The following is a 21,430-nucleotide window of genomic DNA, read 5'->3' on the forward strand; positions in this document are numbered from 1 at the left end:
TCCTGTGCAGGGATGCTTGAGCGCGGCGCCGGCCGCTTCGCCTCCGTCGGTATCCTCACCCACGATCGGGCGAGCCGCCGGGGCCTCCGCACAGGAAGTCATCCTCTGCGGAGATAGGAAGAAGAGGAGAGGTCCCCCCCTCTCTGTCATTGAACACGCCTGCTGCGTGGGCGTGGCGCGCTCACCTGGGTGAGGGCGAGCTCGCGGCAGAGCAGGCCAATCACCGCGAGGGGAATGCGGCGGCCCGCCTCGATAGGGGTCATGGCGCGCGCTCTCTGGAGCGGCGTCGCGCCGGGTACCCCCGGGAATCCAGTCCCACGGAACCCTCGGCGGACGTGCCACCCGCCGCCTCGGGCTCCGCGGTCGCAGCCGCCGCGTCGGTGACGGTTGCATAAGTGAGGCTTGCCAGGGCAGCGTCGCCCGGGAGCGCGCGCCGCGCCGCTGCAGGGGGCCGCTTCGGGACGCACGACACCCTGGCGCGCCGCCGCTCGCCCTGCCGTCGCGCACCGGTCAGGTCCCCGCCGCGGTGTGCTCGCTTCCGCCGGGCGTCGTGCGGCCGCGACCCTCTCGCCGCGCCGTAGGCAGACGCCGGCTCCCTGATGTAGGATGGATGTAGCGGCGGCTCCTGTGCTCTGAACACGCGCCTCACGGCGCGCACCTCACCGAAGCAATCCCGGAAACCTCCAGCGGACAACCCACGATGGCCAAACCGAACGATCCCTTTGCGCCCCCCACCAATACGCGCAGCTCCGCGACCCCGGGGGACGGCGCGCGGCCGCAGCGCGGCGTCAGCGCGCCTGCGCCCGCGCGCGCGGTGCCGGCCACGGCGGGGCCCGCCACCCAGCGAGGGCCGGGGGCGTACGGCGCGCCCGACTTCCTGAGCAAGGCCGCGCGCGCGCAGCCGTCCGACCTCGTGAGCCCGCGGACGATCGAGCTCGTCCAGTCGTCGTGGGCGAAGGTGATGCCCATCTCGGACGCCGCGTCGGCGCTGTTCTATGAGCGGCTGTTCACGCTCGACCCGTCGGTGCGGCCGCTCTTCAAGAGCGATATCACCGAGCAGAAGAAGAAGCTCATGCAGACGCTCTCCGTCGCCGTCGACGGGCTGAGCAACCTGCCCAAGCTCGTGCCCGTGCTCCAGTCGCTGGGCGTTCGACACCAGGGGTACATGGTGGCCGAGCACCATTACGATCTCGTGGGCGAGGCGCTGCTCTGGACGCTGCGCGAGGGGCTCGGCGACGCCTTCTCGAGCGACGTCGAGGCCGCGTGGAAAGAGGTCTACGGCGTCATCGCCGACGTCATGAAGAAGGCCGCCGCGTCTCACGCGGCCGTGGGCACCACGCAGGCGCTCCCCCCGGCCGCGATGCAGCCGGCGCTCGGCGCCCGGTCGAGCCCCCCGCAGCCGGCGCATGGCCCCGCCGCGCGGCCGGGCGCCGCCGATCGGCCCAAGTCGGTGCCGCCCCCGTCCTCCGCCCACCAGGTCGCCGCGCGGACGCTCGTCGGGGTCGTTCCCCCCTGGCAGCAGAACGAGCCGCCTCCGCCGCCGGCGCCCGCGAACGCGGGCGCGCCGATCAGCCCGCGCACCATCGAGCTCGTGCAGCGCTCGTGGGCGAAGGTGATGCCCATCTCGGACGCCGCGTCGGCGCTCTTCTACGAGCGCCTCTTCGAGCTCGATCCGTCGACGCGGCCGCTCTTCAAGAACGACATGAACGAGCAGAAGCGGAAGCTCATGCAGACGCTCTCCGTGGCCGTCGACGGGCTGAACAACCTGCAGAAGCTCGTGCCCGTGCTCCAGGCGCTCGGCGTGCGCCACCACGGCTACATGGTCGAGGATCGCCACTACGACGTGGTGGGCGAGGCGCTGCTCTGGACGCTGCGCGAAGGGCTGGGCGACGGCTTCACGCGCGACGTGGAGACCGCGTGGAAAGAGGTCTACGGGCTCGTCGCCGACGTCATGAAGAAGGCGGCCGCCGAGCACGTCGGCCGCGGGGGCCCCGTGGCCGACGCACCGCCGCCCGCGCGCGAGCGCCCGCAGCGGCCGCCCATGTCCGAGCCGCGGGCGCCGGCGCCTCAGAGCGTCACGGAGGTGATGCCGCCGAAGAAGCGGCAGAAGAGCCCGCTCGACGAGGACGCCGACACGCTGCACTACCAGACGAACCCGGCGCATGAGGTCAGCGGATCGAGCCTCGACGCGCCGCGGCCCGCGGCCGGCGCCCCGGCGCCGGTGGCGAGCCCGCAGGGGATCGTCATCCCGTGGGCGGGGCAGGACATGGTCGTCAACGTGCACGTCAAGCTGGACGGCCCGCTCGTGACGGTCCCGGCCGCGGCGCCCGCTGCCCCGGCGCTCGCCGCGCCGGCGGCGACGGAGCCGACCGGGCCGAGCGGCCTCGTCGCGGGGCTCGCGATCGCCCTGCTCTCCATCGCCGCCTCGATGGCCACGGCCATCCTGCTCACGGTGGGCGGGCCGGACCGCGCCGCGGCCGGGGCGGGCGCCGCGGCGGACAGGGCCTCCCAGAACGTCGCGTCCCTCGCCACCTACGCCGTGCCGATCATCGTCACGGTCCTCGTCCTCTCCGCCTTCACCATGGGCCACATCCTGGGGCGGGGTCGGGCGCGGGGCGACGGCGGAATGAGGTGACGCGGGTGACGCGCGTGACGTGACCTCGGGTGGACAGATGCGCCCGGCGAGCGCAAGGGTTTGATGGCACCATGGGAATGAAAATCCGATGATCGCGGATCCTGCGCCGACGCTGACCCACCTGGCGGGACAATGGCTGGGACCATTCCAGCTCGTGCAGCTGCTCGGGATCGGCGCGATGGGCGCCGTGTACCTCGCCAGGGACAGCGTCCTCCAGCGCGACGTCGCCGTGAAGCTGATCGCGAAGGGGAGCGCGGACACCGATCTCGATCGGCGCGACCGCTTCCTGCGCGAGGCGCGCGCGGCGGCGCGCCTGCTCCACCCGAACGTGGTGCAGATCTTCCAGGTCGGCGAGGACGAGGACGTCCGCTACATCGCCATGGAGTACGTCCACGGCCTGACCATGGCCCAGGCGGCCAAGCAGCACGGCGGCCGCCTGCCGGAGCAGTTCGGGATCGAGAAGATGCGCGAGGCCGCGGCGGCGCTGGAGCTCGCGGCGTCGTTCGGCATCTCCCACCGCGACATCAAGCCCGCGAACCTCCTGCTCAACGCCTCGGGGACGCTCAAGATCGCCGACTTCGGCCTGGCATCCCACCCGGGGACGGGGAGCGGCCCGCTCGGGAGCAGCGCCGCCGCCCGCACGCTGGAGGGCACCCCCTTCTACATGAGCCCGGAGCAGTGGACCGGGCAGGAGATCGCGCCCCCGTCCGACATCTACAGCCTCGGCTGCACCTTCTATCACCTGCTCGTGGGCAGGACGCCGTACTCGGCGAGGGACCTCGCCGGCTGCTTCCAGGCGCACTGCCACTCGCCCGTCCCGGATCCGAAGCTGTCGATGCCGGACATCGATCCGCTCCTCGCGGAGCTCCTGCGCCGCTGCATGTCGAAGCGGCCCCAGGAGCGGCCGTCCGCCGCCCACATCGTGGCGTTCCTCGAGGACATGCTCATGCTCCGGCGCAGCAGCGTCCGGCCGCGGGAGCTGCCGGAGGCGCACCGACCGAGCCTGGGCTCCTCCACGATGGATCTCTCCGATACGCGGATAAGCCACGTCTCGCTGCCGACCAGGAGCGCGGCCGCCACGCCGACGGGCACGATCCTGGTGAGCAGCTCGACCGCGATCGGGCATTTCACCGGCCAGTACAGCTACCGCAACCACTTCGGGCTGACCGGGTATCCGTTCAGCGACATCCGGCAGCCGAGCTTCTTCTGGGACGCGGGCCCGTATGCCTGGGTGCTCCGGACGCTGGCGTCGCAGATCGTGGCCGGGCAGCGCCCGGCGATCCTCGTGGGCGAGCCGGGGAGCGGCCGGACGTTCGTGTGCGAGATGATCAAGAACAAGGTGCCTCGCATCCAGGTCTCCTCGATCGAGCCGCAGCTCCTCTTCGGGACGCGGCCGCTCGTCGCGCTGTGCCGGCAGCTCGGGGTGGGGAACGTGTCGCCCACCATGACCCAGCAGGAGCTCCTCGACACGTTCCTCGGGCAGGTGCTCCAGCGCGCCGGGCTGGACGCGATCGCCGTCCTCGTCGTCGACGGCGTCGACCCGGACGATCACGATCTCCTGATGGAGCTCCATGACATCCTGCGCACCGCCCCCCCGGGCAGGCTGTCGATGATCCTGGTGGGCGCCCCCGATCTGCCGGCGGTCCTCGCGTCGAACGGCGTGCCGCGCGAGCTCTACTCGGGCGCGCAATCTCTCTTGCTCCCCGGCATGACGCAGCAGGAGATGATCGAGTACATCGACTTCAGGATGCGTTCGGTCGGGGGGAGCGGGCGGGGGATCAACCTCGACATCGCGTCACAGCAGCTCCTGCACGCGAGGAGCGGCGGCAGCCCGAAGCTCATCAACATCTTCTGTCACAACGCGCTGACGATCGCCGCGATCCAGGGCGAGAGCGAGGTCAGCCTTTCATCCATCCGCCTCGGGATGAAGAACAAGAGCTATCTCACCGCCGAGGCGGCCATGACCCTCATCCGCGGCTGAGCCGCGCCCCTTCGCCAGCCGGCCTGTCGGGCAGGCGGTGAGCCCCGGGCGCGCTCCCGGGGCCTCTCCTGCGCGCTCTCCTGCGCGGCTCGCCGGTCGTCAGTCGGTCCACTGGTGCGTCTCTTCCGGCTTCCCGCCGAACGTGGCCATGGCGATGGTCCACGTGGGGGGGCGTCGGGCGCTGCGCACGTACTCGCGCACGCGGCCGGCCCCGAAGAACGCGGTCATCGCGCGGTAGAGCTCCGGGAACTCCTTCACGAGGCCGGTGTGCACGGGCAGGATGGTCTCGAGGGCGAAGGCCATGGTGACGTCGGCCAGGGTGTAGCGCCCCGGGGCGATCCAGTGCTCGTCGTCGGCGCGCGTCCGGACGAAATAGGCCTCCAGCCGGTCCAGCTTCTTCACCGTGGCGGCGCGGTGGTCGGCGCGGATCTCGTGGAAACGCGGGTTCCAGAAGAGCGCGCCGACGTCCATGATCAGCTCGGACGCGGTCTCGACGACCTCGTCGATGCGCGCGGCCTCCTCGGGCGTGTCGCCGTCGAGCTTCAGCTTGCGGGCCAGGTAGCGGTTGATCGCCTGCGACTGGCAGAGGGTGAACTTCCCGTCGTGCAGCACGGGGAGCTGCCCGAACGGCGTACAGTGCAGGAAGCGCTCCTGGGTGTCCGGCCGAACCCAGCTCTCCAGAGCCACGCGCTCGTCCTCATAGGGCACGCCGCAGAGCTCCATCATGAGCCTGGCGATCTCCGCTCTCCCGCGCACTGCAAAATAGATGAGCTTCATCCTCGTCCTCCGGTGGTCGCGCGGACTCTACAGCAACTCGCCTCCATGTCCAACCGACGATCCTCTTGGCGGACTTGGCGCGTTGACGGTTCTTCCGCTGATCCGGGGCAACTTCCCGCAGCAGTGCTACAGCGCCGATCTGGTTGAAACACCCAGGAATGAAGAGAGTTGAACCACAGAGGCACAGAGGGCACAGAGGAACAACAAAAAACTCTGTGCCCTCTGTGCCTCTGTGGTTCGTTTTCTCGGGGTTTCAGCCTGTCTGGTGTCCTAGCTGTCGTTTCCTGCTGACGAGGGCGCGCGCTGCGGAGCGGCGGGGGCGGGGGCGCGTTTGACCATCGAGGCGTGCACCTCCTCGTCCGTCATCGGCGCGCGGGGGACGTTCAGGGCGCGTCCAATGCGTGCTCTCGAGTGCTTGTCGTTGACGATACACCTGCCGCGCGTGTATGCGCTGAGCCGGTCGCGCGCGTCCTGCTTGCGGCACGCCCCGAACGATTTCCTGATCAGCGCGAGCCCGGCGCGGAAGCATTTCTCGCGGTCCCCGACGAGGTCTTCGTGCGACCAACCCTCCCGGGTCTTGCCGGCGCCGACGCGCACCTGGAGCAGGCAGGAGTCGACCCCCGAGCCGCGCGAGAGCTTGCCGAGGCCGAGATCGACGTCGCGCCGGTAGCCGCTCTCGTAATAGGCGATCGACAGGAGCAGCGCCATCGTCTCTGCTCGCCCGCGCGGGCCGCCGAAGAGCGGCTTCGACTCGGGATCATACGCCACCTTCGCCGCCGCGCTCGCGATCTCCTGATAGCGCGCGCGGCCGGCTTCGGGCGTCTCGATCGCGTCCTTGATTAGGCTCGTTCCGGGCGGGGCCCATGTAACCATGATGCCGACAGCCCACGCGATGAGTGAATCCATGGCTTATGGAAGGTCCCGGTCTCTCCCTGCGTCAAGCGATTCAGACAGCTTGACTGGATTATCGTCGTGCATTGTGCGATGTGCGCACGCCCAGCGTGCATTATAACGTCCTCGTCAAACTGCCAATCGTGCGGACGATGGTACGCGGTGCGCAATCATTTTCGCACTCGAGTTCGCACTCGAGTTCGCGCTCGAGTCGTCTCGCGCGCTCTTTGCGAGGGATCGCACATGGATTCGTTGCCTCGGAGCTCCCGGGGCGACTCGCGGTCATCGCGCTCGGAGCGGTCGCTGCGCGCTCCGGACAGGCGGGCCGCCCCGGCGCCGCGCTCATCACGCCTTCTCGGCGGCGTCTTCCTCGGTGGTCGCGCGCGTGTCCTCGAGCCGGTCCACCTCGCGCAGCTCGGGGAACAGCCACCCCCAGAGCAGCACGACGGCCATCGTCCCCAGGCCGCCGATGACCACGGTAGGGACAGTCCCGACGAGCCTTGCGAGGGTGCCTGACTCGAGCTCTCCGAGCTCGTTCGAGGCGCCGACGAACACCATGTTGACGGCGCTCACGCGGCCGCGCATCTCCGGCGGGGTGGCGAGCTGCTCCAGGGTCATTCGCACGACGACGCTCACCATGTCGGTGGCGCCGATCACGGTGAGGGCGATGAGCGAGAGCGGGAAGCTGTGCGAGAGGCCGAACACGACCGTGGCGAGCCCGAACAGCCCGACGCAGAAGAGCATCTTCCGCCCGGCGCGGCGCCGGATCGGCCGGAACGCGAGGAGCACGGCCATGAGCCCCGCCCCCGCGGCGGGCGCGGCGCGCAGCAGGCCGAACCCCTGCGGGCCGACGCGCAGCACGTCGGTCGCGTAGATGGGCAGCAGGGCGACCGCGCCGCCCAGGAAGACGGCCACGAAATCGAGCGAGATCGACGCGAGGAGGATCTTCTTCCGGTAGACGTAGCGCAGCCCGGCGAGCGCCGTGGAGAGCGACGGCGGCCGCTTCTCCATGCGGCCGGTGCGCGCCTGCACGGCCAGGAGGCTGGCGCACGCGGCGGCGAGCGCGAGGCTCGCGGCCAGGTAGACGGGCGCGGGCGCTCGCCAGACGCCGTAGAGCAGCCCGCCCAGGCTCGGCCCGCCGATCGCCCCGACCTGCCAGAGCGTCGACTGCCACGTCGCCGCGTTCTGGAAGTGCGCCGCCGGCACGAGCGCGGGCAGGAGCGACGCGCCCGCCGGCCCCTGGAAGGCGCGCACCGTGCCGAGGAGCACGAGGACGGCATAGATGGCCGGCAGGTCCGGGGTCGGCGAGCGCGCGAGGAGGAAGAGCGCCAGCGCCGCGAGGGACGAGGTGAGATAGCAGATGGCGAGGATCCCGCGCCGATCGAAGCGATCGGCCGTGTGCCCCGCGGCGAGGGACAGCCCCGCGATCGGGAGGAACTGCGCGAGCCCCACGTAGCCGAGCGCGAGCGGATCGCGCGTGAGGTCGTAGACCTGGAACCCCACCGCGACCGACTGCATCTGGTACGCCGTCGTGGCGAGCAGGCGGGCCGCAGCGTAGACGCGAAAGTCGCGGGACTTGAAGGCGACGATGGGCGACGACGGTTCCAGAGCGCTGGGGGCGTTCACCATGAACAAGTCCGGGGACCGTTCATGGCGCATTCCAGCGCGGGCCGCCAGGGACGCAGTTCCACCTGGTGTGTTTGAAATCAGTGGGACTGTTTCGATCCATGGGAAGAGCGTTTCGCGGCGAACGGTGCTTCCGAGCCGTGATGTTCGCGCGGCCTCGCGCAGAATGCTGGCGCGCCGGCCCGCTCTCGTGGTAAGCGGCGGCCCCACATGATGCCCCTTGGAAGCGACACCACTCCGGGACGAGCGCGCGAGCTCGCCGAGCAGGCGCGGCGCGCCTGGACGATGTTCGGAGCCCGCTCCCGCCGCGGGCGTGACGGTCGGCGCGACGACGATGACGATGACGACGATCTGCCGCGGCCGAGCGCGATCGTGACGCTGTTTCCGCTGCTGGGACTCGGCACCTCGCCGCTCCTCGCCTGATCCGCGCCCCGCGCGGGGCGGAGCTGGCGTCTCGGCTCCTCGCTGTTCCTCTTCGATTCCTCTTCGGTTCCTCGTCTCAGGGGACCGGCGTCACCGCGAGCGCCCCGTCGCTCCGTTGCACGTCCCATCGCACGACCCGGTCCGCCGTCGCGACCTTCGCCCACCCGAACTCCCGGAGCAGCTCCGCCGGCGTGCACGGCTCCGGCCGATCCCGCAGGCCGACGCAGCACGCGAGCGCCCCGCAGAGCGCCTCCGCGCTCCGGGCGAGCGCCGCCCCGCGCGCCGACCCGTGCGTCTTTGCGAGCTTGCCGCCGCGCTCTTCCAGGAGGAGCAGGTGGTGCCGGTAGACCGGCGCAGGCAGCCCGAGCAGCGCCTGGAGCGCCGCCTGCGTCGCGGTGCTCGGCGCGATGTCGCGCCCCCGGACGACGCGCGTGACGCCGGCCGCGCCGTCGTCGACCACGACCGCGAGCTGGTACGAGAACGCCCCGTCGCGCCGGCGCACCACGGGGTCGCCCATCGCGAGCGCCGGATCCTGCGAGAGGTCGAGCCCGCCCTCGTCCACGGGCCGGAACACGCCGCCGGGCAGCCGCGCCCGGATCGGCTCGACGCTCGCGCGCCACCCGCCGGGCGGCAGCGCGCGGCCGCGGCCGCGGTTGTCGTACGCCCAGCCGCCGTCGGGCGCGCGCCGGCCGATCGCGCGCACCTCCTCGCGCGTCGCGGCGCAGGGGTACAGCGCGCCGAGCGCCTCCAGCCGGTCCATGGCCGCCTCGTGGTGCGCCCGCCGGGCGTGCTGCTCGACGCGCTCGTCGAAATCGAGCCCCAGCCACGCGAGATCCTCCTCGATGGCGCGCGCGAACTCGGGCCGGCAACGGTCGGGGTCGAGGTCCTCCAGCCGCAGGACGAGCCGCGCGCCGCGCGACCGCGCGTCGAGCCAGCAGAGCAGCGCCGCGGCGAGCGTGCCGAGGTGGGCAGGCCCCGTCGTCGAGGGCGCGAACCGGCACACCTCGGTCATCGCGCCTCCTGCCGCCGTCGCCGCGGGCCGGGGAGCCGCCGCGGCCAGCGCCCTGGGCGCGCGGCCTCCGGGCCCGTCACGCCGCGCCCCGGCTCAGAGGAAGCGCGCGATGCGCGCCCGCACGCGCGGTTCACCGAGCACCGCCATGACCTCGGTCAGATCGGGGCTGTTGCGCGTCCCGCAGACAGCGACCCGGAGCAGCATCGAGACGTCGCCGACATGGCCCTTGAAGGCCTCGGGAGACGCCTTGTACTGCTTCACCTCGCCGGCGTAGCCGGAGGCCACGGCGACCTGCCGGATCTTCTCGAACCACGCCTCCTTCGCGTCGGCCGGATCGAAGGTGTCGAGCATCTGCCGGAGCAGCGGCTTGCGGTCGCCCTCCGGGACGTTCTCGGGGAAATCGAACGTCTCGACGTGGCCATAGAGCTCGTCGAAGAAGAAGAAGAGCTGGGGGCGCAGGTCGGGCCACGTGACGATGCGCTTGTTCGACTTCTTGCCGCCCCGCTCGATGCCGAGCGCGCGCTTCGTGTACTCCGGATCTCGCTCCATCAGCGCGGCGAGCTCGGCGTCGTACGCCCTCGCCCACTCGAGGCCCTGGGCGTAGACGTCCTCGGCGCTCATCCGGCTCACGACCGCCTGGCTGACGCTCTTCAGCTTGACCAGGTCGCTCAGGGCGCCCCCGGGGGCGAGCTTGTTCAGCTTGAGGGGGAAGGCGGTATAGGGCTTGTCGGGGTTCGCCTTGCGCCAGTCCTCGAACGCGGAGTTGGCGATGTTGAGCAGGTACTCGATCGTGGCCGTCTCCGGGACGCCGATCTCCCGGTAATACTCGATGTTCGCCTCGGGGTCCTTGCGCTTGCTCAGCTTGCGCCGCGCGTCCGAGACCTTCGTCTCGCCCGTCTCCGGGTCCGCCTCCTCCACGCGATCGAGCTTCTGGATCGGCGGGACGTGGGCGTACTCGACCGGCCTGAAGCCGAGCACGCGGAAGAGCTGCAGGTGGAGGGGCATCGACGAGATCCACTCGTCGCCGCGGATGACGTGCGTCGTCCGCATCAGGTGATCGTCGACGGCGTGGGCGAAGTGGTAGGTCGGGATGCCGTCCGACTTGAGGAGGATGGTGTCGAGATCGTTGACGGGCATCGAGATGACGCCCTTCACGCCGTCCTTCCACTCGACCCGGCCGGAGACGTCGTCCGGGGCGCGCAGGCGGAGCACGAACGGGGTGCCGCCCGCGAGCGCCTCCTTCACCCGGGCGAGCGGCGCGTCGCGCCACTTCGCCCAGCGGCCGTAGTAACCGGTCTTGATCGCGACTGCCCTCTGGTCCTGTACGCCCTTCTCCTGGAGCGCCTTCTGCTCCTGGACGGCCTTCTTCTGGAGCGCTTCCTGCTCCTGCCGGATGGCGTCGAGCTCCTCGACCGTGCAGAAGCAGGGGTAGGCGAAGCCGCGGCGGATGAGGTCGATCGCGTAATCCCGGTAGATGGCGACCCGCTCCGTCTGGATATAAGGGCCGTAGTCGCCCTGCTGCACGAACTCGCCCCGCGACCCGTCTCCGCGCTCTCCACCCTTCGCCGGTGCGCGGAGCACGCCCTCGTGCGGGGAGAGGTCGTAGCGAGCGAGCGAGTCGACGATGGTGTCGATGGCGCCGGGGATGGCGCGCTTCACGTCGGTGTCCTCGAGGCGGAGGAAGAAGACGCCCTCGCTCTGGACGGCGAGCCGCTTGTTGATGAGCGACACGAAGACGCCGCCGATGTGCATGAACCCGGTGGGGCTCGGCGCGAACCGGGTGACCATCGCGCCCTTGGGCAGCGCGCGCCGGGGATAGCGCGCCTCGTACTCCTCGGGCCGCCTGGCCGACGCGGCGGCGTCGCCGAACAGGAGGCGCACGAGCTCGTCGCGGTCCTCTCCGGGCCCCGGTTCGCGGACGGTGACGGGAAGAAGCGTCGTCTCGGTCGAGGCCTGCTTGTCCATGAGGGCGCGTCGCTCCTGGTCTGACATCGGGCGGGGGCGCAGCCATTGCACGCCCGCCTGGCCTTGTCAATCATGGCCTCGGGCGCGGGCCGGGCGCCTAGCCGCGCTGACGCCGCGCCGCGCTGACGCCGCGCCGGGCCGCGCTACTGCGGTGTCTTCTCGCCGATGAGCCAATAGGTCTTCATCGCGCCCTTGCCCTTGATCGCCACGAGGCCTCGCTCCTCGAGGACGAAGTCCCGCTCGAGCAGGGCATAGCTCGCCTCGCTCACCTGGATGCGCCCCGGCTCTCCGCTCGACTCCATGCGGCTCGCCACGTTCACCGCGTCGCCCCAGAGATCGTAGCTGAACTTCTTCTTGCCGATCACGCCGGCGATGACAGGCCCGGTGTTGATGCCGATCCTGAGCCGGAAAGGCGCGCCGTCGTCGGCCAGGAACCGGCGCACGGTGTCCGTCATCGCGAGGGCCATCTGCGCGATCGCCCGCGCGTGGTCGGCGCGCTGCACCGGCAGCCCGCCGACGACCATGTAGGCGTCTCCGATGGTCTTGATCTTCTCGAGGCCGTGCTGCTCCGCGAGCTGATCGAACGACGAGAACATCCGGTTGAGCAGGCCGACGAGCTCCGTCGGGTTGAGCCGCGCGGCGAGCGGGGTGAAGTTCGCGATGTCCGCGAAGAGGATGGTCACCTCCTCGAAGTGCTCGGCGATGAGCCGCTCGTGCTCCTTGAGCTGCTCGGCGATCGATCTCGGCAGGATGTTGAGGAGGAGCCGGTCCGAGCGCTCGTGGGCCTGCTCCGCCGCCGCCTTCGCCTGCTCGAGCGCCGCCTTCTGCTGGCTCTGCCGACGGGCGTTCACCTCGAGCGCAGTGAGCATGCCGTTGATCGACCCGGTGAGGCGCGACAGCTCGTCGTTCCCCGGCATGGCGACCCGCGCGGAGAGGTCGCCGACCCCGCCGATCGCCGTGACCTCCCTGCTGAGGCGGGCGAGCCGGTAGAGGACCAGCTTCTCGAGGAGCAGCAGCGTGACGCCGCCGAAGACAAGGCCGACGAGCACCGTCACGAGGACGAGATAGCGCAGCGTGTCGTTGCCCATCCTGAGGATCGCCCGGTCGTTGTCGACGCGCACGATCAGCGCCGGTTGGCCGTCGAGATCGCCAAGGAGGGTGTAGCCGGCGATCCGGTCCTCGCTGAGGGGCCGGACGACCGTGGGGTCGCTGCCGGACAGGGCGGCGCGCGCCTCGCGGAAGTCGGCGGGCAGGTCGGGGTCGTCGAGGCGGCGCACGGCGAGCGAGAGGCCGGCCGGCTCGGCGAGCCGCTGGATCTCGGCGTCGGTGAGGAAGCGACCGAACGTGACCGTCCCGGCGACCGGGCCGCGCCCGGCGCTGCCGACGCTCGGCTGGGAGCAGAGGAGCATCGGCCCGTCCGGCAGGAGGACGATGCCGCCGCGGACGGCGCTGGCCGGCGCGTCCCGCGCGAACAGGAGATCGCCGATGCGGAGGCGCTCCGCGACGCCCCGCGGGACCGGCGCCCAGCGCTTCTGGGCGTGATCGTACCCCGTGCTGTACACGGGCGTTCCGTCCGCGTCCGCGAAGATGGCGAGGTCGATGCGGGTGATATCGAAGAGCTCGGCGACGAGGTTCGAGCGGACGAAGTCCTGATTACCGTCCTGCACGAACGCGTACGCGTCGTCCCACTGGCTCCAGTCGGTCCAGCGGGCGTTGAAGTCGCGGCTGGCCTGGTGGAAGAGGTTGAGCGCGACCTGCGCGGTGCGGCGCGTGTCCTGGGCCTCGGCGGCCATCGAGTTGGCGAGGAGCGCTCGCGAGGACACGCCGTACAGGGCAAAGCTGAGCCCGAGCAGCGTGGCGGCGATCGCCAGCAGCGTCTTCGCGCGCAGCGAGAGCAGGGCGTCGAGGGCGGGCTTGAGCGTCAGCGACGGCGAGCCTATCGGAATGCGGCACGGCGCGGAAGCGCCGGAGCGGGCTGGTGCGGCGGGCGAGGCGGCGCGCGGGGCAGGGGGAGGGGGCGGCGACGCGGTGCAGGATGGGCCGCGGGAAGCCGGTGCTCGCCGGGCGGGCTGACGTGAGCCTGGAGGCGAGACGGCATGTCGATCGCCGGGAGCGGGAGGCACCGAGTTCCAGACGTGTGTCGATGACGTTGCCGTCGGTCGCGCTGGGCAGCGCTGTGTCCGGTCGCCTCTTCGGAAATCCAGGCTTATCGTAATGGGCAAAACTCGGCTGGCCTGGGCATTACGTGGTCGTGATGTAGATCGCCACGACATCGCACGCAGCCCACGTGGCTTCCTTGGACCGCTCTCGCGAGACCAGATAGAATCCTGTCAATGCACACGCCCGGACGGCACCTTCTCGTTCCCGCGCTCCTGCTCACGCTCGCTGCGTGCGCCAACGGCACCGACGATCTGCTGCCCGGGTACGAGGAGCAGGCCGGCGGAGGCGGAAGCGCCGGTGGGGGAGAGGGCGGCGCCGGAGGGAGGGACGCGTCGGCGAGCTCGAGCTCCAGCGCGAGCTCGAGTTCCAGCTCGAGCGCGAGCTCGTCCGGGGCCGGGGGCGAGGGTGGCGAGGACGGGAGCGGCGAAGGCCTTGGCGGCGAGGGCGGCGGCGGGGGAGCGGTGGCCGAATGCGACTATGCAGCGCCGAACACCTGCGCTGGCGCGGAGGATCTCGGTTCGGTATCGGGCGACGAGGGCGCCGATTCGTGGACGGTGACGGGAACCACGTCGGAGTGGTTCAAAGTGTATGTCGTCGACGACGAACAGTTCTTGTTTACCAGCACCGAGAGCTTCAGGGCCACGCTCACCTCCCCGCCGGGGATGAACTTCGATCTGATCGTCTATCAAGGAGATCTCGAAATTAATGCGCCCGACTGCTTCCGGTCCGGTGTGAGGGGGCAAGGCACGCCTGAGTCGTTCACGGCCATCTGGGATGACCGGGGGGGGCCGTCTGACGACCTCTGGTTCGTGATCGAGGTGCGGCACGTCGATGGCACCATGTGCGGCGAGGATGCGAGATGGGAGCTGGAGGTTAAGGGCAATGTCGACTGAACAGCCGTTGCCATGGCAGCCCGCCCCCTTGGTGTCCGATGGACTTGAGCTACGAGCTCGTCGTGAGGTGTAGACGCAGCATGCTGTTCTGGAGCTCCGCAAAGAGCTTGTCCGAGCCGGTGCGCCACAAACGAAACGCTCCTCGATGTCGCTACGCCGCGCTCAGGGCGACATCCGTGCCATTATCACGCTGAAGTTGTCCATCATCAGCGGCGGGTCCACCAGGTCCAGCGCGCCGTCGCTCACGCCCGCCACGACGATCTCGCGCGTCTCCGGATGAATTGCCGCGGCGGTCGCCGCCTGGGCGGCCGCGCCGCTGCCGTAGCGATGACTCCACCGATGTGTCCCCGCAGCGTCGAACTTGGCGACGAACCAATCGGCGTCATTTGCGATCAGCTCCCCGCCGCCGAAATCGACCTTCCCGAGAAAGCTGCCGGTGAAGACGAGCTCACCCTCGTTGTCGAGCGCCACGCCCTGAACCGGTAAGATCCAGTTCTGCTTGTTCGCGTCTCCGAGCTGCTTCGACCACGAGTGGGTACCGGTCGCGGAGAGGCGGACCACGAACAGGTCGTCATCGTCTGCGCCGGTCGTCTCGCGTATCACGTCCACCGAGCTCGTGCCGTGGAACGTGACCCTGCCGGAGAAGAGCCCGACAATGCCAGCATTGCCCGCAGCGTCGACGCCGACGCCGCCGATCTCGAACGTGCTGCCGTCTCGATGGTGGAAATACGTATTCCAGAGCAGCGCTCCCTCCGGATCGTACTGAGCCACCCAGCCAGACTTCTCCATGCTGTCGGAATGACGGGTATGGCCAGCACCGAAGTCGACCGAGGTCACGAACGTGCCGGCGACGACGGCACGTCCCATCGCATCCACCCCGACACCTTTCCCGTATTGGTCGCCCGGGGTGGAGCCCTCGCTATCCCCGATCTGGACGCTGTAGACGTGGCCGCCGTCCTCTCCGCGTAAGCGCACCAGAAAGCCGTCCCTGTCCGACGTCTCTGAGGTCTCGAGCGTCGAGCCGCCGAAGTCCACCGCCTGGTTGAAGCTCCCTGTAATGACGGCGTCGCCGTCCGGCGCCACGGCCATGTCCCACGGCGTGATCTCGCTCTCCAAGCCGCCGAACCGCTTGCTCCACACGTACCCGCCGTCCGCGTCGAGCTTGGCGACCAGCAGGTCGCTGCTACCGCTGGCCGGGAGATCGTCGCCGCCGAGGTTCACGGTCCCGGCGTACTTCGCCGCGAACAGCACGTTGCTCTCGGCGTCAAGCGCCACCACGGCATGGCTCTCCCCCGGGAGCGGCACTGCCCGGCTGTACACATGGTTGCCCTCGCCGTCGAACACGGCGAGGAAAGCGCCACCGTGAGGATGCTCCGGCAAGACTGTCATGGCATCCGGGCCGAAGTTGATCTCGCCTCGGTAGATGCCCGCCATCGCGATGCGATCTCCCTTCGGGCTGATCGCCACCGACGATGCAAACCGATCGGCCCCAGCGCTGGACATCCTCGCCCACAGGACGTCGCTGCACCCCACGCCGTCGCAGTCCTCGTCGCCCCGCTGGTTGCAGTCCTCCTCGCTCGGGAGCACCTGCTTCTCGCACGCGCCCCACGTCCCATCCGCGTCGCAGGTCTGCGTGCCGGGGGCGCAGACGCCGACGCCCTCGGTCTCGCTCTCGCCCTCGTAACACGGTCGCGTCTCGCCCCGCTCGCAAGGCGCCGCGTCGTCGCCCCCGGTCCCCCCGGAGCCCGTCGGCCGGGCGTCGGTGAACTCGTCGAGGCCGAGCAGCGCGCCGCAGCCGGAGACGAGCAGCGCGGCCATGGCGATGGATGGGATGGAGGGGAGAGGATGACGCAGGAGAGGCACGCGGCAACGGTAACCGATGCCGGCCCCTCCAGCCCAGAGGGCTCGTCGATCACGCGTCTGGCCGCGCGCCGCACCGAGCCCCTTCGGAGGGGCCGTCGGTCGCCCGCGACGCGGTGCCTCGGTCGCCGGCCCGCCACATCAGCCCCCGCTGATCGGAATCTGACGGGGCTTGAGCGAGGCGCTCTTCGGCAGGTGGATCCGCAGGACGCCAGCCTGGAGCTCCGCAGCGCTCTCGTCCAAGCCGATGCCCTGCAGGACCGCGGAACTGCGGCGGAAATGCCAACAATGATCTGCCCGGGGCTGCTCTTGGACGGATCGGCGCGCTGCTGGAATCCCATCGGCGTCCGGGCGACGCTCAGGGGGACATCCGCGCCAATACCACGCTGGTACGGTCGGCCATCAGTGGGGGGTCCACCATGTCGATCGCGCCGTCGCTCGTGCCTGCGACGACGATCTCGCGCGTTTTCGGATGGATCGCCGCGGACATCGCCCCTTGGAACGCTGCACCGCTTCCGTAACGGTGACTCCACCGGTGAGTTCCCGATGCATCGAACTTCGCGACGAACCAGTCGGTGTCGTTGGCGGTCAGCTCCCCGCCGCCGAAATCCACCTTGCCGCGGAAACCACCGGCGAAGACGATCTCGCCCTCGGTGTCGAGCGCGATGCCATGAAACGGCATATTCCAGCTCTGATCGGTGGCGTCTCCGAGCTGTTTCGACCACGAGTGGGCACCGGTTGCTGTCAGGCGGACGACGAACAGATCGATATCGTCAGCGCGGGTCGTCGCGCGCGTCACATCCACTGAGCCGTTCGCGCCCAGGAATCGGACCGTGCCGGAGAAGAGTCCGACAACACCGGCATTGCCAGAAGGATCCACGTCGACGCCACCGATCTCGACCGTACCGTCATCACCGTGGATGAAGGCCGTGTTCCAGACCAATGCTCCCTCCGCGTCGTACTGGGCCACCCAGCCGGACGGTCCCAAGCTGGACGACTCATGGGCATGGCCAGCGCCGAAGTCGACCGAGCTCACGAATGTGCCGGCGACCACCACACGACCCATCGCATCAACCCCCACACCTTTACACCACTGTTGGCCTGGAGGATCGCCCGCGCGGTCCCCGATACGAATGCTGTATACAGGGTCGCCGTCCTCACGGCTCAATCGCACCAGAAAGCCATCCATATCCGGGTCCTCGGCGGTCTCGAGCGTCGTGCCGCCGAAGGTCACGGCGCCGCGGAAGATCCCGGCAATCACGGCGTCGCCGTCCGGTGTCACGGTCACGTCGACCGGTGTTATGGAGCCCTCCGGGTCGCCGAACTGCCTGCTCCAAACGTGCCTGCCGTCCGCGTCGAGCTTGGCGATCAGCATGTCACTCGTACCCTCGGCCGGGAGATCGTCGCCGCCGAGGTTCACGGTGCCCGCGTACCTGGTCGCGAACAGCACATTGCTCTCCGCATCCAGCGCCACCATGGCAGCGCTGTCCCCTCCGGTCGGCACCCCGCGACTGTACACATGGTTGCCTTCGCCATCGAACACGGCGAGGAAGGCGCCGCCACGAGGCTGTTCGGGCAGGGCCGTCATCGCATCCGGGCCGAAGTTGAGCTCGCCTCGATAAACGCCGGCCATCGCGATGCGATCGCCCCTCGGGCTGATCGCCACCGACATGGCCATCTGGAAGGACCCCCCGCCGAAGATCCGCGCCCACAGGACGTCGCTGCACCCCACGCCGTCGCAGTCCTCGTCGCCCCGCTGGTTGCAGTCCTCCTCGCCCGGGAGCACCTGCTTCTCGCAGGCCCCCCAGCTCCCATCCGCGTCGCAGGTCTGCGTGCCGGGCGCGCAGAGGCCTACGCCCTCGGTCTCGCTCTCGCCCTCGTAGCACGGCCGCGTGTCGCCCCGCTCGCAAGGCGCCGCGTCGCCGCCCCCGGCCTCCCCGGAGCCCGTGGGCGGGGCATCGGTGAACTCGTCGAGGCCGAGCAGCGTGCCGCACCCGGAGACGAGCAGCGCGGTCATGGCGATGGATGGGATGGAGGGGAGAGGACGACGCAGGAGAGGCACGCAGCAACGGTAGCCGAAGCCGGCCCCTCGAGCCCAGAGGGCTCGTCGATCACGCGTCAGGCACCGCGCGCTGCGCCGGGCGGAGGGCCGTCGGTCGCCCGCGACGCGGTGCCTCGGTCTCTGGCCCGCCACATCAGCCCGCGCTGATCGGGATCTGACGGGGCTTGAGCGAGGCGCTCTTCGGCAGGTGGATCCGCAGGACGCCAGCCTGGAGCTCCGCGGAGATCTTGTCCGAGTCGATGCCCTGCGGGACCACGAAGCTCCGACGAAAGTCAGGCAGGTTGTCCGCGCCCTGCTCGCGCTCGGCCGCGTCGGTGCGCCGGCCCTCGAAGCTCAGCTCACCCTTCTCCAGCCGGATCGCCAGGCGATCCTGCGTCACACCCGGGAGATCCGCCACGACCAGGAGCTCCTCGGCGTTCTCGTAGATGTCGACCGCCGGGGGCACCGCAGGGCGCTGCTGGATCTTCTCAGGGTTGCTCTCTGCACGGTTGGTCAAGTTGCGATCGGTGCTCATCTTCATCGCTCCTTCCTCGGTACGTTCCTCGGTACATTCCAGATCCGCTTCTCGCGGTATCGCTACGCTTCTCTTCTCCTCAGGACTCCGTCGAACCCTCGACCCCTCAGCGAGCACTTACCGTGATCTGCCGCGGCTGCGCCTCGGCGGCCTTGCTCAGCGTGAGCGTCAGCACGCCATTCTTGAGCACCGCAGAGGTCTTCTCGGGGTCGACCTTGCTCGGCAACGTGAAGCTCCGGCTGAAGCGCACCGCGCCCCGCTCCTTGCGGTGAACGAGGTAACCCTCCGGCGCGTCCGACCTGCGCTCGCCGCTCACCGTCAGGACGTCCTGGTTGAGCGAGATCTGGACATCCTTCTCCGTCAGGCCAGGGAGATCGGCCTTGATGACAAGGGCGCTGCCCGTGTCGTACAGGTGAATCCGCGGGCCAGGCGTGTACCGGGGCGACTGGTCGAACTCGCCGCGGAGCGACGCGCGCGGGGCGTCGTAGTCCTCGAACACCCGGTCCATGCGCCGGCGAAGCTCATCCATCATGGCGAACGTGCGATCGAAATCCGTGTAACGGTTCAGCATGGCGACTCCTCCGTGACCCCCGCGCGCGGCGCGCGCCGGGGCCTCGCCCACGGCGCCGTCAACCTGCTCGCGACGGCCGATTTGTTGTAGCGTTACGGGACCTTGGCTCCGGGAGCCGGTCTCTTCGCACCGCCCAATCTTTGCACGGCGCCCGGGGTGTCAAGAGCCGGGCCAGCCGCCTCCCCACGCGGCAGACCGGCCGGAAACACCCCCCCGGGTGTGCCGCCAAGGCAGCCCCGGCGACCTCATCCGGAGAGCCCCCGACGACACCCCGAGAGCTCCCAGGGACACCCCCGCCACAGGAGCGCCCAACGAGCTCTACAGCCGCGCCCGCCGGATGGTACGATCCACGTTGAACAACCCTGGGATGATTTTCTTAAATATGGTACAAACCATGGACATGCAGAACCGTCCGTCCGTCTCCCGCCGCTCGTGGCCCGCCCGCCTCCTCTCGGCCGCCTCCGCCGCAGCGCTGTCCGTGGCGCTGATCTCGGGGGCCGCGCTGGCGCTGCCGTCCGAGGGCGACCGGGCGCCGAACGCGCGCCTCGAGGACGCCGACGGCCGCGAGCTCCAGCTCAAGGCCCTCCGGGGCAAGCCGATCCTCATCGTGTACGAGGACAAGGACTCGGCGACGCAGAACCAGGCGTTCAAGGACGCGCTCGCCAAGCTCGCGAAGGGCGACCGCTACCGCAAGACCATCGCCCTCGCGGCGGTCGCCGACGTGAGCTCGTACGACTTCTGGCCGGTGAAGGGGTTCGTGAAGGACGCCATCCGCGAGGAGTCGAGGAAGGTCGGCGCGACCATCTACTGCGACTGGGACGGCGCCTTCCGCCAGGCCTACCGGCTCCGCCGCGGCATCAGCAACATCATCCTCGTCGGCAAGAACGGCCAGGTGCTCTTCGCGGCCGAGGGCAAGCTCAAGCCCGAGGCGCAGAGCCGGGTGCTCGAGCTGCTCCGCAAGGAAGTCGAGGGCTGACCGCCACGCCCGCGGCCTGACGGCGCCGGGCGCGCTCCCCCGGCGCGCGGTCGGCGCCACGCGCGGTCGGCGCCGCGCGCGCCCGCGCTCAGCTCGCGTCCTTGCGGCGCCGGCGCGAGAGCAGCGCGGACTCGACCTGCGCGCGCACCTCGGAGACGTCGGTGGACGCCACCAGGCCGCCGCGCGCCTCGATGAACGGCCGGAGCGCCTCCGCGCCCGCGCCGCCCACGATCCACGCGGCGTCCCGGCACGCGTCCGCGTACGCGTCGACCAGCTCGCGCGCGGTCGGCGGCGGCGGCGGGATCGCCACCGTCAACGCGACGATGTCCGGCGACAGCGACTCGACCGCGCGCGCGATCGCCGCCGGCGGGGTCCGCGGGCCGAGCACGACCGAGCGGAAACCCCACGCGCAGAAGCGCAGGCCGATGCCGAACAGCCCGAGCACGTGGTCCTCGTCGGCGAAGGCGGCGAGCAGGACGCGCCGCCCGCTCTCGCCCGGCTGCGCCAGCCGCAGCAGGTGCAGCAGCGTGGCGCCGAGCACCTGCGACGCGAGGTGCTCCTGCGCGACCGTGATCTTCCCCTCGTGCCAGAGATCGCCGATGCGCTCGAGCGCCGGGCCGAGCGTGCGCTCGAAGATCGTCACCGCAGGGCCCAGCGAGAGCGCGCGGTTCACCTCGGCCTCGAGGCCGTCCGGATCGAACCGGAGCGCGGCGTCGACGATGCGCTCGCTCGCGCCCGCGAAGGCGTCGCCGCCGTTCGTGTACACCGGCGGCTGAGGCGCCGCCGTCTCGATCACCATGCGCGCCGCCTCGGCGGCCGCCATGCCGCCGTTCACGTAGTCGCGCATCTTCTTGATCAGCGCGACGTCCTCCTCGCTGTAGAGGCGGTACGCCGACGCCGTGCGCGCCGGAGACGGCACGCCGTAACGGCGCTCCCAGGCGCGCAGCGTCGCCGACGAGACGCCACACATCTTCGAGACGGCATGGATTCTGTAGCGGCTCAACTGGACAACCTTGGTAGAGGTCGCCGAGCCCCAGCCGACCCCGCCGGATCGAAGCGCCGAACCGACGGGCAGCGAGGCCCA

At 70.3% G+C, this 21,430-nt stretch carries 16 protein-coding genes; 5 read left to right on the plus strand and 11 right to left on the minus strand.

Annotated features, from left to right (window positions below):
- The first annotated feature begins 700 nt into the window (after positions 1 to 700).
- On the plus strand, positions 701 to 2,635 hold the full coding sequence (locus WME76_RS03470) for a globin family protein (protein ID WP_437958794.1): 1,935 nt from the start codon (positions 701 to 703) through the stop codon (positions 2,633 to 2,635).
- An 88-nt stretch (positions 2,636 to 2,723) separates the two neighbouring features.
- Positions 2,724 to 4,616 carry a protein kinase domain-containing protein gene (locus tag WME76_RS03475; RefSeq protein WP_437958795.1) on the plus strand — a complete coding sequence of 631 codons (1,893 nt, stop codon included), beginning with the start codon at positions 2,724 to 2,726 and terminating at the stop codon, positions 4,614 to 4,616.
- Between the two features lie 99 nt (positions 4,617 to 4,715).
- On the opposite strand, the gene WME76_RS03480 is transcribed toward WME76_RS03475, so the two are convergent.
- From WME76_RS03480 to WME76_RS03490, 3 genes are all read right to left on the minus strand, one after another.
- A complete protein-coding gene (locus WME76_RS03480; RefSeq protein ID WP_437958796.1) occupies positions 4,716 to 5,393 on the minus strand; it encodes a glutathione S-transferase family protein in 678 nt (225 codons plus the stop codon).
- A gap of 270 nt (positions 5,394 to 5,663) precedes the next feature.
- A complete protein-coding gene (locus WME76_RS03485; protein WP_437958797.1) occupies positions 5,664 to 6,299 on the minus strand; it encodes a hypothetical protein in 636 nt (211 codons plus the stop codon).
- A gap of 330 nt (positions 6,300 to 6,629) precedes the next feature.
- Positions 6,630 to 7,913: an MFS transporter gene (locus WME76_RS03490; RefSeq protein ID WP_437958798.1), complete on the minus strand. Its 1,284-nt coding sequence runs from the start codon at positions 7,911 to 7,913 to the stop codon at positions 6,630 to 6,632.
- A gap of 207 nt (positions 7,914 to 8,120) precedes the next feature.
- Here WME76_RS03490 and WME76_RS03495 point away from each other — a divergent pair, with 207 nt between their 5' ends.
- On the plus strand, positions 8,121 to 8,333 hold the full coding sequence (locus tag WME76_RS03495; RefSeq protein ID WP_437288752.1) for a hypothetical protein: 213 nt from the start codon (positions 8,121 to 8,123) through the stop codon (positions 8,331 to 8,333).
- Positions 8,334 to 8,409: 76 nt separating this feature from the next.
- Here the strand turns inward: WME76_RS03495 and WME76_RS03500 are convergent, their stop codons facing one another.
- The 3 genes from WME76_RS03500 to WME76_RS03510 form a co-directional block, all read right to left on the minus strand.
- Positions 8,410 to 9,345 carry a glutamate--tRNA ligase family protein gene (locus WME76_RS03500; RefSeq protein WP_437958799.1) on the minus strand — a complete coding sequence of 312 codons (936 nt, stop codon included), beginning with the start codon at positions 9,343 to 9,345 and terminating at the stop codon, positions 8,410 to 8,412.
- A 93-nt stretch (positions 9,346 to 9,438) separates the two neighbouring features.
- A complete protein-coding gene (locus WME76_RS03505) occupies positions 9,439 to 11,310 on the minus strand; it encodes a glutamate--tRNA ligase (protein WP_437958800.1) in 1,872 nt (623 codons plus the stop codon).
- Between the two features lie 143 nt (positions 11,311 to 11,453).
- On the minus strand, positions 11,454 to 13,133 hold the full coding sequence (locus WME76_RS03510; RefSeq protein ID WP_437958801.1) for an adenylate/guanylate cyclase domain-containing protein: 1,680 nt from the start codon (positions 13,131 to 13,133) through the stop codon (positions 11,454 to 11,456).
- A 510-nt stretch (positions 13,134 to 13,643) separates the two neighbouring features.
- Between WME76_RS03510 and WME76_RS03515 the strand changes: the two genes are divergently transcribed.
- Positions 13,644 to 14,363: a hypothetical protein gene (locus tag WME76_RS03515; RefSeq protein ID WP_437958802.1), complete on the plus strand. Its 720-nt coding sequence runs from the start codon at positions 13,644 to 13,646 to the stop codon at positions 14,361 to 14,363.
- A 162-nt stretch (positions 14,364 to 14,525) separates the two neighbouring features.
- Here the strand turns inward: WME76_RS03515 and WME76_RS03520 are convergent, their stop codons facing one another.
- From WME76_RS03520 to WME76_RS03535, 4 genes are all read right to left on the minus strand, one after another.
- Complete coding sequence (locus WME76_RS03520; protein ID WP_437958803.1) at positions 14,526 to 16,181, minus strand: hypothetical protein; 1,656 nt, start codon at positions 16,179 to 16,181, stop codon at positions 14,526 to 14,528.
- 400 nt (positions 16,182 to 16,581) lie between these two features.
- Positions 16,582 to 18,240 carry a hypothetical protein gene (locus tag WME76_RS03525; protein ID WP_437958804.1) on the minus strand — a complete coding sequence of 553 codons (1,659 nt, stop codon included), beginning with the start codon at positions 18,238 to 18,240 and terminating at the stop codon, positions 16,582 to 16,584.
- Between the two features lie 178 nt (positions 18,241 to 18,418).
- Positions 18,419 to 18,805, minus strand: a complete 387-nt coding sequence (locus WME76_RS03530; RefSeq protein WP_437958805.1) for an Hsp20/alpha crystallin family protein — start codon at positions 18,803 to 18,805, stop codon at positions 18,419 to 18,421.
- A gap of 100 nt (positions 18,806 to 18,905) precedes the next feature.
- Positions 18,906 to 19,370 (minus strand): Hsp20/alpha crystallin family protein, encoded by a 465-nt coding sequence (locus WME76_RS03535; RefSeq protein WP_437958806.1) that lies wholly within the window; start codon positions 19,368 to 19,370, stop codon positions 18,906 to 18,908.
- Between the two features lie 400 nt (positions 19,371 to 19,770).
- Here WME76_RS03535 and WME76_RS03540 point away from each other — a divergent pair, with 400 nt between their 5' ends.
- Positions 19,771 to 20,346, plus strand: coding sequence for a YtfJ family protein (locus WME76_RS03540; RefSeq protein WP_437958807.1), 576 nt, complete (start codon positions 19,771 to 19,773; stop codon positions 20,344 to 20,346).
- Between the two features lie 88 nt (positions 20,347 to 20,434).
- Here the strand turns inward: WME76_RS03540 and WME76_RS03545 are convergent, their stop codons facing one another.
- Positions 20,435 to 21,349, minus strand: a complete 915-nt coding sequence (locus WME76_RS03545; protein ID WP_437958808.1) for a MerR family transcriptional regulator — start codon at positions 21,347 to 21,349, stop codon at positions 20,435 to 20,437.
- Between the last annotated feature and the right edge of the window lie 81 nt (positions 21,350 to 21,430).

Source organism: Sorangium sp. So ce119, from assembly GCF_051524405.1.
Taxonomy (GTDB): Bacteria; Myxococcota_A; Polyangia; order Polyangiales; family Polyangiaceae; genus Sorangium; species Sorangium cellulosum_G.